This window comes from Microbulbifer sp. Q7 (genome assembly GCF_001639145.1).
Classification (GTDB): domain Bacteria; phylum Pseudomonadota; class Gammaproteobacteria; order Pseudomonadales; family Cellvibrionaceae; genus Microbulbifer.
In genome coordinates, this window is the sequence record NZ_LROY01000001.1 from 463,404 (window position 1) to 478,625 (window position 15,222).

Annotated in this window: 15 protein-coding genes; all 15 read left to right on the top strand. The window is 59.4% G+C overall.

Going from position 1 to position 15,222, the window contains the following annotated elements; genetic code table 11:
* The first annotated feature begins 165 nt into the window (after positions 1-165).
* The 15 genes from mnmG (at position 166) to AU182_RS01850 (ending at position 15,028) form a co-directional block, all read left to right on the top strand.
* Positions 166-2,055 (top strand): tRNA uridine-5-carboxymethylaminomethyl(34) synthesis enzyme MnmG, encoded by a 1,890-nt coding sequence (gene mnmG / locus AU182_RS01780; protein ID WP_066959777.1) that lies wholly within the window; start codon positions 166-168, stop codon positions 2,053-2,055.
* 5 nt (positions 2,056-2,060) lie between these two features.
* Entirely contained in the window at positions 2,061-2,705 is a 645-nt protein-coding gene (rsmG, locus tag AU182_RS01785; RefSeq protein WP_066961979.1) for a 16S rRNA (guanine(527)-N(7))-methyltransferase RsmG, read from the top strand.
* Between the two features lie 194 nt (positions 2,706-2,899).
* On the top strand, positions 2,900-3,721 hold the full coding sequence (locus AU182_RS01790) for a ParA family protein (RefSeq protein WP_066959780.1): 822 nt from the start codon (positions 2,900-2,902) through the stop codon (positions 3,719-3,721).
* Positions 3,722-3,739: 18 nt separating this feature from the next.
* Positions 3,740-4,648: a ParB/RepB/Spo0J family partition protein gene (locus tag AU182_RS01795; protein WP_066959782.1), complete on the top strand. Its 909-nt coding sequence runs from the start codon at positions 3,740-3,742 to the stop codon at positions 4,646-4,648.
* 269 nt (positions 4,649-4,917) lie between these two features.
* The gene (locus tag AU182_RS01800; RefSeq protein ID WP_066959785.1) at positions 4,918-5,307 is read left to right on the top strand and encodes an ATP synthase subunit I; all 390 of its coding nucleotides are present in this window, start codon (positions 4,918-4,920) and stop codon (positions 5,305-5,307) included.
* A gap of 121 nt (positions 5,308-5,428) precedes the next feature.
* Complete coding sequence (atpB, locus tag AU182_RS01805) at positions 5,429-6,370, top strand: F0F1 ATP synthase subunit A (protein ID WP_066959788.1); 942 nt, start codon at positions 5,429-5,431, stop codon at positions 6,368-6,370.
* A 100-nt stretch (positions 6,371-6,470) separates the two neighbouring features.
* Positions 6,471-6,719, top strand: coding sequence for a F0F1 ATP synthase subunit C (gene atpE, locus AU182_RS01810; protein ID WP_010131056.1), 249 nt, complete (start codon positions 6,471-6,473; stop codon positions 6,717-6,719).
* Between the two features lie 54 nt (positions 6,720-6,773).
* Positions 6,774-7,244 (top strand): F0F1 ATP synthase subunit B, encoded by a 471-nt coding sequence (locus AU182_RS01815; protein ID WP_066959792.1) that lies wholly within the window; start codon positions 6,774-6,776, stop codon positions 7,242-7,244.
* An 11-nt stretch (positions 7,245-7,255) separates the two neighbouring features.
* Entirely contained in the window at positions 7,256-7,789 is a 534-nt protein-coding gene (locus AU182_RS01820; RefSeq protein WP_066959795.1) for a F0F1 ATP synthase subunit delta, read from the top strand.
* A 48-nt stretch (positions 7,790-7,837) separates the two neighbouring features.
* Positions 7,838-9,382, top strand: coding sequence for a F0F1 ATP synthase subunit alpha (atpA, locus tag AU182_RS01825; RefSeq protein ID WP_066959798.1), 1,545 nt, complete (start codon positions 7,838-7,840; stop codon positions 9,380-9,382).
* A gap of 71 nt (positions 9,383-9,453) precedes the next feature.
* Positions 9,454-10,314 carry a F0F1 ATP synthase subunit gamma gene (atpG, locus tag AU182_RS01830; RefSeq protein ID WP_066959801.1) on the top strand — a complete coding sequence of 287 codons (861 nt, stop codon included), beginning with the start codon at positions 9,454-9,456 and terminating at the stop codon, positions 10,312-10,314.
* 37 nt (positions 10,315-10,351) lie between these two features.
* On the top strand, positions 10,352-11,749 hold the full coding sequence (gene atpD / locus AU182_RS01835; protein WP_066959804.1) for a F0F1 ATP synthase subunit beta: 1,398 nt from the start codon (positions 10,352-10,354) through the stop codon (positions 11,747-11,749).
* A 206-nt stretch (positions 11,750-11,955) separates the two neighbouring features.
* Positions 11,956-12,375 carry a F0F1 ATP synthase subunit epsilon gene (locus AU182_RS01840; protein ID WP_066959807.1) on the top strand — a complete coding sequence of 140 codons (420 nt, stop codon included), beginning with the start codon at positions 11,956-11,958 and terminating at the stop codon, positions 12,373-12,375.
* Positions 12,376-12,506: 131 nt separating this feature from the next.
* Positions 12,507-13,541, top strand: a complete 1,035-nt coding sequence (locus AU182_RS01845; RefSeq protein WP_066959810.1) for a patatin-like phospholipase family protein — start codon at positions 12,507-12,509, stop codon at positions 13,539-13,541.
* Positions 13,542-13,561: 20 nt separating this feature from the next.
* Positions 13,562-15,028 carry a tetratricopeptide repeat protein gene (locus AU182_RS01850; RefSeq protein ID WP_066959813.1) on the top strand — a complete coding sequence of 489 codons (1,467 nt, stop codon included), beginning with the start codon at positions 13,562-13,564 and terminating at the stop codon, positions 15,026-15,028.
* Positions 15,029-15,222 lie beyond the last annotated feature (194 nt).

Below are 15,222 nucleotides of genomic sequence, written 5' to 3' on the forward strand. Positions count from 1 at the left end.
ATTTAGAAAGAAGAAAGCGGAAAACGAAATTTCTAAATGCCGCTTTTTTGCACAGCTCAAGACCCCTATAATGTGCGGCCGAATTTTCCCATGGCCCGTTGTTTACCTGACTGACTAACCAAGCCAGGCCCGTATCCCGACGAGCTGGCACCAGAGCTGGACCCTATGGATTACCCCACACAGTACGATGTGATCGTGATTGGCGGCGGACACGCTGGCACCGAGGCGTGCCTGGCGGCGGCGCGCATGGGCAGCCGTACCCTGCTGTTGACCCACAACATCGAAACCCTGGGCCAGATGTCCTGTAACCCCGCCATCGGCGGCATCGGCAAGAGCCACCTGGTCAAGGAAGTTGATGCACTGGGGGGCGCGATGGCGACGGCCACGGATCTGGGGGGCATTCAGTTTCGCGTGCTCAATGCGCGCAAAGGCCCGGCCGTGCGCGCCACCCGCGCCCAGGCGGACCGCGCCCTGTACAAGGCAGCCATCCGCAACATCCTGGAAAACCAGCCCAATCTGGATATTTTCCAGCAGGCCGCCGATGACCTGATCGTCGAAAGTGACCGGGTCACTGGCGTTGTCACCAATGCCGGCTTGCGCTTCCGCGGCAAGACCGTGGTAATTACTGCGGGCACATTCCTTGGTGGTCGCATCCATATCGGCCTCGACAATCACGCCGGCGGCCGCGCCGGGGATCCGCCTTCGATTGCCCTCGCCGAACGCCTGCGCGCACTCCCGTTTCGCGTGGAGCGCCTGAAAACCGGCACCCCGCCGCGCATCGATGCGCGCTCGGTAGACTTTTCCGGGCTGGAAGAGCAGTGGGGCGACCAGCCGCTGCCGGTGATGTCGTATCTGGGGTCCCGCGAGCAGCATCCCCGCCAGGTGTGCTGCTGGATCACCCACACCAACGAAAACACCCACGACATCATTCGCGGCGGCCTCGATCGCTCGCCCATGTATTCCGGTGTGATCGAAGGCATTGGCCCGCGTTACTGCCCGTCTATCGAGGACAAGGTGCACCGCTTCGCGGACAAGAACAGCCACCAGATTTTCGTGGAACCTGAAGGGTTGACCACCAACGAGCTGTACCCCAACGGCATTTCCACCAGTCTGCCGTTTGACGTGCAGATGAGCCTGGTGCGCTCGATCAAGGGCTTCGAAAACGCGCATATCACTCGCCCCGGCTACGCCATCGAGTACGACTTCTTCGACCCCCGCGACCTGCTGCCGTCGCTGCAAACTAAATTTATTGCCGGCCTGTTCTTTGCTGGCCAGATCAACGGCACCACGGGCTACGAAGAGGCCGCCGCGCAGGGATTGCTGGCCGGCGCCAACGCAGCGCTGCAGGCGCAAGACAAAGACGCCTGGGCGCCCCGTCGCGACGAGGCCTACCTGGGCGTGCTGGTAGACGACCTGATCACCAGCGGCACCAAAGAGCCCTACCGCATGTTCACCAGCCGCGCGGAATACCGCCTGCTGCTGCGGGAAGACAACGCGGACCTGCGCCTGACCGAGAAAGGCCGGGAGTTGGGGTTGGTGGACGACGTCCGCTGGCAGGCCTTCTGCGAGAAGCGCGAAGCCATCGAGCGCGAACAGCAGCGCCTGAAAGAAACTTGGGTGCAGCCGGGAAGCGACGCGGCACAACGGGTCGAGCAAAAGCTGCCGCAACCCCTTGCCCGCGAGTACAGCCTGCAGGACCTGCTGAAGCGTCCGGAGCTCGCCTACCCGGATGTGGCCGGCCTCGTCGGCGACGCGGTTGCCGATGAGCGGGTGGCGGAACAGGTAGAAATCTCGGCCAAGTACGCCGGTTATATCGACCGCCAGCGGGACGATATCGAGCGGCTGCTAGCCTACGAGGACACGCCGCTGCCGGTGGACTTTGACTACTCTGCGGTCTCCGGTCTGTCCAACGAAGTCATCCAGAAATTGAGTGATGCCCGACCAGATACCCTCGCCCGCGCCGGCCGCGTGCCCGGGGTGACCCCCGCCGCGGTATCCCTGCTGCTGATCCAGCTGAAAAAGCGCGGCCTGTTAAGCCGCAAAAAGGTGGTGTGACGGTGATGGAGCAGTATCGCCCGCGCCTGCAGCAAGCGGCCGCGCAGATGGGATTGACGCTTGCCGGCGCGCAGCAGGACAAGCTGCTGGCGTACCTGGACCTGTTCGCCCGCTGGAATGCGGCCTACAACCTCTCGGCGGTACGCGACCCGTCCGAGATGCTCGAGCGGCATATCATCGACAGCCTGAGCGTGGTGAACCTGTGCGGCACCAGCTCCAGCGACCAGTCGCCCCTGATCGATGTGGGCTCCGGTGGTGGCTTGCCGGGGATTCCCCTCGCCATCGTCCACCCCGAGCGCCCGGTGAGCCTGCTCGACAGTAACGGCAAGAAGTCCCGTTTCCAGTTCCAGGTGGCCAGCCAGCTCAAGCTCGGCAATATCAACGTGGTGAACCAGAGAGTCGAGGCCTATCGACCGGATAGTCTCTACGCCGGTGTGGTATCCAGAGCGTTTGCCTCGTTGCAGGATATGGTTTCCGGGAGTGAGCATTTACTATCGCCGGGCGGCCGATTTTATGCGATGAAGGGCAAGATTCCGGAAGATGAGTTGAGTGCATTGCCAAAAGGGATTAAGGTCGAACAGCTACACACCCTGCAAGTGCCGGGCTGTGATGCCGAGCGCCATCTGATCGTCCTCGCGCGCGAGGGTTAAGCCCCTCACTGGCAGGGTGGCCTGTCGCGCGCACCATCTGGCGCGACCATTACTGAATTGAAAATTGACACCAGCGCACCGGGCCGATGTTCGCGAGTGCGCTTTTGCTGCCGCGCCTTCCGGTGAATCCGGCCTAGCGGCGAGCCCGGCAGGCCGCAGGAAAACGTGCCGCCGGGAATAACAGGACCAGAACCTTGAGCAAAATTTTTGCGGTAGCCAACCAGAAGGGTGGGGTCGGCAAAACCACGACCTGCGTCAACCTGTCCGCGTCTCTCGTTGCCAACAAGCGACGGGTGCTGCTGATCGACCTGGATCCCCAGGGGAACGCCACCATGGGTAGCGGTGTCGACAAGAGCGAACTACAGCTCTCCAGCTACGACGTGCTCGCCAGTCTGCTGCCACCACGCAAGGCCATCGTGCCCACAACCAGTGGCTACGACCTGATGCCGGCGAATATTGACCTGTCTGCCGCTGAAGTCGAACTGCTTGAAATGGACGGCCGCGAGTCCCGTTTGCGCCAGGCGCTCGAGCAGATCAGTGACGATTACGATTACATCATCATCGACTGCCCGCCCTCCCTCAACATGCTCACGGTGAATGCCCTGTGTGCTGCGGGCGGCGTACTGATCCCGATGCAGTGCGAGTACTACGCCCTCGAGGGACTTTCATCCCTCATCGACACCATCAACCAGGTGCAGCAGGCGGCGAACCCGAATCTCAAGATCGAGGGCATCCTGCGCACCATGTACGACCCGCGCAACAGCCTGACCAGTGACGTGTCGGACCAGCTCAACGAGTACTTCGGCGACCGCGTCTACCGCACCTGTATCCCGCGCAACGTGCGCCTGGCGGAAGCGCCCAGTTTCGGCAAGCCCGCGCTGGAGTACGACCGCAGCTCCAAGGGTGCCATTGCCTACCTCGCGCTGGCCGGTGAAATCACCCGTCGTCATGCCGCCGCCCACCAGAACAGCAGCAATTCAAACAGTGGCCCCCGCGCCGTCGCGGAAGCGGTTTAATACTGAGGTAGTACACGTATGGCCGGGAAACGCAAAGGCCTCGGGAAAGGGCTTTCCCACCTGATTAGCAACAATGCCAGTGAAGCCATAGCGGTGGCTTCCGGTGAGCGCAATGGCGATATCGTTGCGCGCGTCGACGGCGAACTGAGAGATCTCCCCATTGAATTCCTGCAGCGCGGCCGATACCAGCCGCGCCGGGATTTCCCGCAGGAATCCCTGCAGGAGCTGGCCGACTCCATCCGTGCCCAGGGCATCATGCAGCCGATCGTGGTGCGTCCGGTGGGGGAGCGCAAATACGAGATTATTGCCGGTGAACGGCGCTGGCGCGCCGCGCAGTTGGCGGAGCTCGACAAGGTACCGGCACTGATCCGTGAGGTGCCGGACGAAGCGGCCATTGCCATGGCGCTGATCGAGAACATCCAGCGGGAAGACCTCAATCCGGTGGAAGAGGCCAACGCCCTCAAGCGCCTGCAGGACGAGTTTGAGCTGACCCAGCAGCAGGTGGCGGAAGCCGTGGGCAAATCCCGCACCGCCGTGACCAACCTGTTGCGCCTGCTGAGTCTCACCGATGAAGTGCGCACCTTCCTCGAGCGCGGCGATATCGAAACCGGCCACGCCAAGGCCCTGCTGGGTCTGTCCGGCGACAGCCAGCGCGAAGCCGCCCGCCAGGTCGTTGATCGCGGACTGACCGTGCGTCAGGCGGAAGCCCTGGTGCGCTCGATTCAGGAGCAGGCGGGTAAGCCAAAACCGAAAAAGCCGGAAATCGACCCGAACATTCGACGCCTGAGTGAGCGTCTGGCAGAAAAAATCGGTGTGCCCGTTACCATCGATCACGGTGACAAAGGAGCCGGCAAGCTGGTGCTCAAGTACACCAGCCTGGACGAGCTCGACGGCATTCTCGCCCATTTGGGGTACAGCGAAGACTGAACCTCCCCCGCTGAAACCGTTACGGTTGCAACGTTTCCGTGAAAAGTGCGCCAAAACAGTGCGGTGTTTTGGCGCACTTTTTGTTTCACAGGGTGTCGTTTCACCGATGATTGTGAGTGTTTACTATCACCCTATCGTGTTGTGAAAGAACGCGAACACCACGCCAACAGACTAGATTTGCCAGTTGAACCGGCAGCCTGCTTCATACATAATTCGCACGCCCAATTTTTGGGCGGAAAAGTATATTTTTGGCCGGCCCGTTCCCGCCTATGCGTAATCCCCCGGTAGTCAAGATTTCGCTGATCCAGCTGGCAGTTTTGGTGCTTGCTGTGCTGGCGCTCGAACTGACCCTGGGGCGGGTGATCGCACTTTCCGCCCTGCTCGGTGGCATCCTGAGTGTGCTGCCCAATCTGTATTTCGGCCTGCGCGCCTTCGAGCTACTGGGCCCCAACCGCGGCAAGATTCGCGGTGCGCGCGCAAGCCAGCGAGCGGTAGGGAGTTTCTACCGCGCCGAAACCGGCAAGTTCGTGATGACCCTGGTGGGGTTCGCGACGGTGTTCGCCAGCGTGAAAACGCTGAACCCCGCGGTGCTGTTTATCAGCTACGGCTTGTGCGTGATTTTGCAATGGATTCTCGTGGCCCGACTGCAGCCCAAATAGTTGCGGGGGCCGGGATGCCTCAACAGTGACTGCGCCGACAGAGTGATGCCGAAACAAAGACGGCTGCGCAGTGAGGGATTCCACGAAGCAGATTTTTTATCTTAGAACGTGTTGAGGAATTATGGCTGCCGAACAAACCGCGACGGGGTATATCCAGCACCACCTGCAAAATCTGGCGTACGGTAAACTTCCCGCGGGTTACACCCGTGCCGACGGAACCGTGCTCCCCGAATCCACCTGGACCATTGCGCACAGCAGCCAGGAAGCCGCCGATATGGGCTTCTGGGCCGTGCACCTAGACACCCTCGGGTGGTCCATTGGTCTCGGTATGCTCTTCTGCTTCCTGTTCGCGCGCGCCGCGAAAAAAGCCACCGCTGGTGTGCCCACTGGCTTCCAGAGCTTTGTGGAAGTGATTGTCGACTTCATCGACAAGACCGTGAAAGACACCTTCCCCCACCGCAACAGCATGGTCGCCCCCATGGCGCTGACCATCTTTGTGTGGGTCTTCCTGATGAACCTGATGGACCTGGTACCCGTTGACTGGCTGCCTATGGCCTACGCCCAGGGCGTGTCTGCCCTCACCGGCGCCGACCCGCACCACGTCTACTTCAAGGTTGTACCCACCACTGATCTGAACGCCACCCTGGGTATGGCGCTGGCGGTGTTCGCGCTGATGATTTTCTTCAGCGTGCGCGAGAAGGGCCTGATGGGCTTCGTGAAAGAGCTGACCCTGCACCCCTTCCACTCCGGCAAGTGGTACATCGATATCTTCCTGATTCCGTTCAACTTCCTGCTGGAAGCGGTTTCCCTGATCGCCAAGCCGGTTTCTCTCGGTCTGCGACTGTTCGGAAACCTCTACGCCGGTGAAATGATCTTCATCCTGATCGCCATCGTATTCGGCGTCGGCGTACTGGGCTTTATCGGCGCCGGTCTGTTGCAGATGGGCTGGGCCATTTTCCACATCCTGGTCATCACCCTGCAGGCCTTCGTATTCATGGTACTGACTACTGTGTACATGGCCATGGCCCACGACCGGGAAGATGAGCACGCGCACGACCAGTAAGGTCGTGCCCGTCTCAGGGTAAACAGAATTTCGTTCGTTATTTAACGTTTTTCATTCACTTTCAACTTCAACAACTCTCAACTTACTTTTGGAGAAAACAATGGAAGCATTAGGTCTGGTATACGTAGCTGCTGCACTGCTGATCGGTCTGGGCGCACTGGGTACTGCTATCGGTTTCGGCACCCTGGGTGGCAAACTGCTGGAAGGTTCTGCGCGTCAGCCGGAACAGGCTCCTGCACTGCAGGGCAAAATGTTCCTGATGGCTGGTCTGCTTGACGCCGTACCGATGATCGGTGTTGGTATCGCTATGTACCTGATTTTCGCGGTAGCTCCTGGTCTGGCTGGATAATTCCCCGTTCCAATTGCCCTTTAACCCATTTTTGAAAGAGCAAGAGGTGTCGGTGTGAATATCAACCTGACTCTGATCGGCCAGTCGATCACCTTTCTCGCCTTTGTATGGTTCTGCTGGAAGTATGTCTGGCCGGCCCTGCTGGGTGTTATGCAAGAGCGTGAGCAGAAAATTGCTACCGGTCTGCAAGAAGCCGAGCGCGCGGGAAAAGATCTCGAACTGGCGCAGCGCAAAGCTGCCGAGCAACTGAAAGAAGCCAAGGCTCAGGCTGCGGAAATCATCGATGGTGCCAACAAGCGCGCCAATCAGATCGTTGACGAAGCCAAAGAAGCCGCGCGCAGTGAAGGCGATCGCCTGAAAGCTGCCGCCCAGGCGGAAATTGAACAGGAAGTAAACCGTGCGAAAGAACAGCTTCGCTCGCGTATCGCTGCCCTGTCTGTTGCCGGCGCCGAGAAAATTCTCTCGGTCAACATCGATGCCAAGGCACACGATGACATGATCGAGAAACTGGCAGCCGAGCTGTAAGCGAGGAACCCATGGCGGAACTCAGCACTCTGGCTCGGCCCTACGCAAAAGCGGCCTTTGCCCACGCCCAGCAAGCTTCCGACCTGAATGGTTGGAGTGTGGCGTTGGCAACCGCAGCGGTGGTCAGCCAGAACGAAAAAGTTGGCGAGCTGTTGGATAACCCCCAGCTGACCAGTGAAGTGCGCGCGGAAAAATTCCTGTCTGTATGTGGCGATTTCAACCCGTCACAACAGAACTTCATCAAGCTGCTGGCGGAAAACCACCGCCTGCCGCTGCTGCCGGAAATTTCCGAACTGTTCGAAGACCTGAAGGCCCAGGCAGAAGCCACTCTCGAAGTGGAAGTCATTTCTGCCCGCCCGCTCAGCGACGAACAGTCCCAGCGCCTCACCCAGGCTCTCAGCAAGAAGTTTGCCCGTGAAGTGCATCTGCACAGTGCGGTCGACGAAAATTTGCTGGGCGGCGCGATCATTCGCGCTGGTGATACGGTGATCGACGGCACCGTGCGCGGTCGACTGGCCAAACTCGCCGAGGCGATGAACTCCTAAATTACCTTCCCGGTGGGCAGAGCCTGCCGGGAAATCGAGGAACAGAGCATGCAGCAACTGAATCCCTCTGAGATCAGTGAAATTATCAAGAGCCGCATCGACAATCTCGATGTGAGCACCGAGGCCCAGAACGAGGGCACCATTGTTTCCGTTTCCGACGGTATCATCCGCATCCACGGCCTGGCCGACGTAATGTACGGTGAGATGATCGAGTTCGAAGGCGGTGTTACCGGTATGGCACTGAACCTGGAGCGCGACTCCGTTGGTGCCATCGTACTCGGTGACTACAAATCCCTGGCCGAAGGCCAGAAGTGCCGTTGCACCGGCCGCATCCTGGAAGCGCCGGTTGGTCCGGAACTGCTGGGCCGCGTGGTCGACGCACTGGGCAACCCGATCGACGGAAAAGGTCCGCTGAACAACAAGCTGACCGATGCGGTTGAGAAAGTAGCCCCCGGCGTAATCGCCCGTCAGTCCGTTGATCAGCCGGTTCAGACCGGTCTGAAAGCGGTCGACACCATGATCCCGATCGGTCGTGGCCAGCGTGAGCTGATCATCGGCGACCGTCAGATCGGTAAGACCGCGGTTGCGATCGATGCGATCATCAACCAGAAAGGCACCGGCATTAAGTGTGTCTACGTAGCCGTAGGCCAGAAGCAGTCTTCTATTGCCAACGTGGTACGCAAGCTCGAAGAGCACGGCGCCATGGACCACACCATCGTGGTTGCCGCCGGCGCTGCCGACCCGGCTGCGATGCAGTTCCTGGCCCCGTATGTTGGCTGCACCATGGGCGAGTACTTCCGCGACCGCGGTGAAGACGCCCTGATCATTTATGATGACCTGACCAAGCAGGCCTGGGCCTACCGTCAGATCTCCCTGCTGCTGAAGCGTCCCCCGGGCCGTGAAGCTTACCCCGGTGACGTTTTCTACTTGCACTCCCGTCTGCTGGAGCGCGCCGCGCGTGTAAACGCCGAGTACGTAGAGAAATTCACCAACGGTGAAGTGAAAGGCAAAACCGGCTCCCTGACCGCACTGCCGATCATCGAGACCCAGGCCGGTGACGTTTCCGCGTTCGTACCGACCAACGTGATCTCGATTACCGATGGTCAGATCTTCCTGGAAACCGACCTGTTCAACGCCGGTGTTCGTCCGGCGATCAACCCGGGTATCTCCGTATCCCGTGTTGGTGGTTCTGCCCAGACCAAGATCATCAAGAAGCTGTCCGGTGGTATCCGTACCGCTCTGGCCCAGTACCGCGAGCTCGCGGCTTTCTCCCAGTTCGCCTCCGACCTGGACGAAGCCACCAAGGCCCAGCTGGACCATGGTGAGCGCGTAACCGAGCTGATGAAGCAGAAGCAGTACTCTCCGCTGTCTATCGCGGACATGGCTGTTTCCGTTTACGCCGCGGACAAGGGTTACCTGAACGACGTAGAAGTTAACAAAGTGCTGGACTTCGAATCCGCCCTGCTCGCTTTCATGAACAGCGAACATGCAGAGCTGATGGAGCAAGTAAACAGCACCGGTAACTACAACGACGAAATCGACAGCGCCTTCAAGGCTGCGATCGAGAAGTTCGTCGCTACCGGTAGCTGGTAAGTACCCATGTGCAGGAGCCTGTGCAAGCACTCGCTCCTGCAGGTTAACTTCCGGCAAAAAGGTAACTGACTATGGCAGGCGGAAAAGAAGTACGCACAAAAATTGCCAGCATCAAGAGCACGCAGAAAATCACCTCGGCCATGGAAATGGTTGCGGCGAGCAAGATGCGCAAGGCTCAGGATCGCATGGCACTGGGGCGCCCTTACGCAAGCCGCATTCGCGCGGTGATTGGTCACGTGGCCAACGCCAACGCGGAATACCAGCACACCTACATGCAGGAACGCGAAGTGAAGCGTGTGGGCTACATCCTGGTATCGACCGATCGCGGTCTCTGCGGCGGCCTGAACATCAACGTGTTCAAGGCAGCCATCCGCGAAATGCACTCCTGGGATAAGCAGGGTGTAGGCGTGGATATCTGTGCAGTCGGCAACAAGGCGGCCAGCTTTTTCAACAACATCGGCGGCAACGTCGTAGCCGCAGTGCGCGACCTGGGCGATCAGCCTCAGGCCAAGCAGCTGATCGGCTCCGTCAAGGTCATGCTCGACAAGTTCGCCGATGGCGAAATCGACCGTCTTTTCCTGGTGTCCAACGAATTCGTGAACACCATGACCCAGAAGCCGCAGGTTGAGCAGCTGCTTCCGTTGAAGAAAGACGAAGACGAGCAACTGCAGCACGAATGGGACTACCTGTACGAGCCAGAGCCGGTCGAGCTTCTCGACGGTCTGCTGACGCGCTACATCGAGTCTCAGGTGTATCAGGCAGTCGTCGAGAACAAGGCCTGTGAACAGGCAGCGCGCATGATCGCAATGAAGAGTGCCACCGATAATGCCGGTGACCTCATTGATGCGCTGCAGCTGGTTTACAACAAGGCGCGCCAGGCGGCAATTACCCAAGAGCTGTCTGAGATTGTGAGCGGCGCTGCGGCGGTTTAACGCGCCGAGTAAAGATTTGAAATTTGAGGATCGGGAAATGAGTAACGGGCAAATTGTGCAAGTTATCGGCGCGGTCATCGACGTGGAATTCCCGCGCGACGCCGTACCGAATGTATACGATGCACTCGTGGTTGAGGCCAAAGACCTCACCATGGAAGTGCAGCAGCAGCTGGGCGACGGCATTGTACGTGCTATCGCCATGGGTTCTTCCGAGGGTATCTCCCGCGGTCTGCCGGTAAAGAACACCGGTGCACCAGTTTCCGTACCGGTAGGTACCGAGACCCTGGGCCGCATCATGGATGTACTGGGCAACCCAATCGACGAATGTGGTCCGATCGGTGAGAAAGAGCGCTCCTCTATCCACCGCGCGGCGCCGACCTACGAAGAGCAGTCCAGCTCCACCGACCTGCTGGAAACCGGCATCAAGGTAATCGACCTGGTATGTCCATTCGCCAAGGGTGGTAAGGTTGGCCTGTTCGGTGGTGCCGGTGTAGGTAAAACCGTAAACATGATGGAGCTCATCAACAACATCGCCACCGAGCACAGCGGTCTGTCCGTGTTCGCCGGTGTCGGTGAGCGTACTCGTGAAGGTAACGACTTCTACCACGAGATGCAGGAAGCCGGCGTTGTTAACGTCGAAGAGTTTGCCAAGTCCAAGGTAGCGATGGTTTACGGCCAGATGAATGAGCCGCCCGGTAACCGTCTGCGTGTAGCCCTGACCGGCCTGACCATGGCCGAGAAGTTCCGTGATGAAGGTCGTGACGTACTGCTGTTCGTCGACAACATCTACCGTTACACCCTGGCCGGTACCGAAGTATCCGCACTGCTCGGCCGTATGCCGTCTGCGGTAGGTTACCAGCCGACTCTGGCGGAAGAGATGGGCGTGCTGCAGGAGCGTATTACCTCCACCAAGACTGGCTCCATCACCTCCATCCAGGCGGTATACGTACCGGCGGATGACTTGACCGACCCGTCTCCAGCCACCACCTTCGCGCACCTGGACTCCACCGTAGTACTGAGCCGAGACATCGCCGCCAAGGGTATTTACCCAGCGGTTGACCCACTGGATTCCACTTCCCGTCAGCTGGATCCACTGGTGATCGGTCAGGAGCACTACGACACTGCCCGCGGCGTTCAGTCCGTACTGCAGCGCTATAAAGAGCTGAAGGACATCATCGCGATTCTGGGTATGGACGAACTGTCTGAAGAAGACAAGCAGATCGTTGCCCGCGCGCGTAAGATCGAGCGTTTCCTGTCTCAGCCGTTCCACGTAGCGGAAGTATTTACCGGTGCACCGGGCAAATACGTATCCCTGAAAGAAACCATCCGTGGCTTCCAGGGCATCCTGAACGGCGATTACGACCACCTGCCAGAGCAGGCCTTCTACATGGTCGGCACCATCGACGAAGCCGTCGAGAAAGCCAACAAGAAGTAAGGTACGCACATAGATCCCCAAGTATTTGGGGATCATGGCTCGCTCAAAATCGTAGCGAGCGGCTGGCTGGCGGTGGCCGCCGGAGCGCAGGCAGCGGAGTGTATTCTCATACATGAGCAGCCGAGCACCGCCGGACGCCGTCAGCCAGACGCGCAGTAGATTTTGTGCGATGCCACAAGGCAAACAAATGAGATTGAGGTAGCCTTATGGCTATGACAGTACATTGCGACATTGTTAGCGCAGAGGAATCCCTCTTCTCGGGTCTGGTGAAGATGGTGATTGTCAGCGGCGTCGAAGGGGAACTCGGTATCTCCTACGGTCACGCGCAGCTGCTCACTCACCTCAAGCCGGGCCCGGTACGCATCATCAAAGACAATGGTGATGAAGAGGTGCTGTTCCTGAGCGGTGGCTATGCGGAAATCCAGCCGAATATGGTGACCATCCTCGCCGATCTCGCCGAGCGCGAAATCGACGAAGATGCCGCCCAAAAGGCGCGCGAGGAGGCGGAACACGCCCTGCGCAGTGCCCCGGCGGATATCGACTACGCCCGCATCTCCGCGCAACTGGCCGAGGCCGAAGCGCGCCTGCGTACCATGCAGGCCATTCGCAAGGCCGCCGGCAAGTAATGCGGTGAGCCATTGGCTTAGCGCCGGTCAAAGAAAGCAGCTTCGGCTGCTTTTTTTGTGCCCGTCATTCCCTTTCAAACGCAGCCGCGCCATCATGGGTTGCTGTAAATCCGGTTTAGGAAAAGGAAAAGGTGGAAACAGTCAAAACGGATGGACCTTGTATCGGTCTAGCCCTCGGCAGTGGTGCCGCCAAGGGGTTCGCCCATATCGGCGTGCTCAAAGTACTGAATGAAATGGGCATCCAGCCCCATGTCATCGCCGGCACCTCCATGGGCGCCTTTGTCGGTGCGGCGTATGCCGCCGGCCAGCTCGATAAACTGGAAGAGTGGGTGCGCCAGCTGGACAACTGGAAAGTGTTTTCTCTGCTGGACATTAACTGGACCCTGAGCGGCGGCGTGATCGGCGGAAAAAAACCCTTTCGCACGTTTTTCGAGGACTTTGAGTTCAAAGACATTGAAGACCTGGCGTTGCCGTTCACGGCGGTAGCGACGGACCTGCACAGTGGCCAGGAGATCTGGCTGCAACAGGGCAATCTTCAAGATGCCGTGAGTGCCTCCTGTTCCATTCCTGGCCTTCTGTCGCCAAAGGCGCTGTCGGGCCGCTGGCTGGTTGACGGTGCGGTAGTCAATCCGGTGCCGGTGGATGTGTGTCGGGCGATGGGCGCCACACGGGTGATTGCGATTGACGTGATGGAGGATGGCGCGCCACTGCTGACCCGTGATAATGATGAAGTCACCAGCGTGGTCAGTGCGCAACCCACCGAAGAGGATATCCAGACCTTGCAGCGGGAACGCGCAGAGATCGCGCTACCGGAGACCGCCGACGATGAGGAAGCACCGGACTCGGAAAACGGGAGTGCGACGAATGGCCTGGCGCGCCTGCTGGAGCAAGGCAAGGAGCAGTTGACCCAGTTCCGCGAACTGCGCAAACGGCCCAAAATTACCCCGCCCGGTATGTTCGATACCATGCATCAGGCGATGGCGATTCTCGAGCGCCGCCACAAGCGCACCCGCATGATGGGCTCACCTCCGGATGTATTGGTCATGCCCAAGGTCGCAGATATCGGCGGTATGGAATTTTCCCGCGCCTCCGAGGCGATCGACGCGGGCGAGGTGGAAGCGCGCCGGCTGCGCACCTGGATCGAAGATACGGTGGCCGCTGGCTGATTGGTTGGCCGGGAGGCACTATGTGGCGTCTTTTCTCTCTCAGCGGCCTCTGGTTAAGCACACTGTTCATTCTCAGCGCCGGTGCGGCCGAGTGGCACGAATATCGTTCGGAAAACTTTACCGTTTATTCCGATGTGCCGGAGCGCCGGGTCAACGCACTGGTGCGCGACCTGGAGCGATTCCGTCGCACCGCCCTTTCCTTTACCGGTCAGGAAGAAACCCCGGAAAATCGTAATCTGCGGGTCTTCCACTTCCGCGATTCCATCGAATTTGAACAGTTTACCGGCGACCGCAAGATTGCCGGGCTGTACCGGGAAACCTGGCAAGGACCCATCATTTTTTCTCGCGACGGTGATCACGGCATTACTGGCTCCGGGCTCATCTTCCACGAATACGTACATCACCTGATGCGCGAGCGCAGCGGCATGACCTACCCGCGCTGGTACTCCGAGGGCTTCGCCGAGCTCCTGGCCAGTGCGGAGCTGCGCAAAAAAACCGTGCTAGTGGGCGGGTTACCGGAGTGGCGACTGAGCGCCTGGGCTGAGGATGAGCCGCTCAGTATCGCGCAGTTGCTGTCCCCGCCCCCACTCGTCTCGCAAAAGGGTGAAGACAACAGTCGTTACTGGAACAATTACTACGCCAGTGCCTGGCTGCTCACCCACTATCTGCAGCTGGGCTACAACGCCGGCCATCCGGACTACCGCACAGCCGCCGCGCAATACCTGAAAGCCGTGGCCGCCGGTGACAACCCGCGGGAAATTTTTCGGGAGCATTTCGGAAAAACCATCGCAGAAATGCAGCGGGAAATGCTCGCCTATATGCGCACCGATATTCACCGCCACAAGCTGGATATCCCCGAATACACCTACTCCATTCCCCGCCGCGAACTGAGCGAAAACGCGCGCTTATTCCTGCTCGCCAGCACCGCCGTGGACTTTGGCAGGCCCCCACTGGCCATGCAGTATTTGCAGCAGAGTGAGCCGCTGGCCCTCGGCTGGCAGGAAAATCGAGCCGCCCTGGCGGTGCTCGAAGCGGAAAACAAGAACTACAAACCCGGCGAAAAAGTGGTGGAGGAGATCGGTGAGTACGGCCAGATCAGCCACCTCACCGCCGCCAATCTCGCGCAATATTATTTACTGCGTTTGCAGGCGCTGACCCTGACCCGCGAGTGGGATGACGATTTGTATGAATCCGCCGTGAAGTACGGCAAGATCGCTGTGCAGATGGGGCCGGACTACCTGCCCGGATACCGGACGCTGTGGACCACCTATCAACTAAAGGGAAAAAGCGAAGAAGCCCTGCAGATTATGCTCAGCGCCTACCAGCAGGAACCGAACCACCTGAACCTGAATATCGCGCTGGGGTTTTACCTTGCCCACTTGGGTAAACACGCTTTGGCGCGGGAATACCTGGAGCGGGTGGTGGCGTGGAGCCACTCCGCGGAACAACGCCAGCGAGCGCAGGCCCTTTTGCGCAGTGGCAGCTGATGGACCTTACACGGTCAGCGTTTGCTCACAAGGATGATGCTGCCCAGCTGTGGGGCGTTCCCCGCACGGGTGAAAAATCGGCGCTTTCGAGTACGCTGGTAAGTCATTGCAGGCCGGCCTGGACACCCAGTGCGAGCCCGCCCTCCTTGGACTTGGCGCAGGATTTACACCGGAAAGTGGAGCCTGAATAAATC

What these genes read in the sequence shown, in the direction of transcription:
- mnmG (WP_066959777.1), top strand. Translation starts at nt 166, where the DNA reads ATGGATTACCCCACACAGTACGATGTGATCGTGATTGGCGGCGGACAC.
- rsmG (WP_066961979.1), top strand. Translation starts at nt 2,061, where the DNA reads ATGGAGCAGTATCGCCCGCGCCTGCAGCAAGCGGCCGCGCAGATGGGA.
- AU182_RS01795 (WP_066959782.1), top strand. Translation starts at nt 3,740, where the DNA reads ATGGCCGGGAAACGCAAAGGCCTCGGGAAAGGGCTTTCCCACCTGATT.
- AU182_RS01800 (WP_066959785.1), top strand. Translation starts at nt 4,918, where the DNA reads ATGCGTAATCCCCCGGTAGTCAAGATTTCGCTGATCCAGCTGGCAGTT.
- atpB (WP_066959788.1), top strand. Translation starts at nt 5,429, where the DNA reads ATGGCTGCCGAACAAACCGCGACGGGGTATATCCAGCACCACCTGCAA.
- atpE (WP_010131056.1), top strand. Translation starts at nt 6,471, where the DNA reads ATGGAAGCATTAGGTCTGGTATACGTAGCTGCTGCACTGCTGATCGGT.
- AU182_RS01820 (WP_066959795.1), top strand. Translation starts at nt 7,256, where the DNA reads ATGGCGGAACTCAGCACTCTGGCTCGGCCCTACGCAAAAGCGGCCTTT.
- atpA (WP_066959798.1), top strand. Translation starts at nt 7,838, where the DNA reads ATGCAGCAACTGAATCCCTCTGAGATCAGTGAAATTATCAAGAGCCGC.
- atpG (WP_066959801.1), top strand. Translation starts at nt 9,454, where the DNA reads ATGGCAGGCGGAAAAGAAGTACGCACAAAAATTGCCAGCATCAAGAGC.
- atpD (WP_066959804.1), top strand. Translation starts at nt 10,352, where the DNA reads ATGAGTAACGGGCAAATTGTGCAAGTTATCGGCGCGGTCATCGACGTG.
- AU182_RS01840 (WP_066959807.1), top strand. Translation starts at nt 11,956, where the DNA reads ATGGCTATGACAGTACATTGCGACATTGTTAGCGCAGAGGAATCCCTC.
- AU182_RS01850 (WP_066959813.1), top strand. Translation starts at nt 13,562, where the DNA reads ATGTGGCGTCTTTTCTCTCTCAGCGGCCTCTGGTTAAGCACACTGTTC.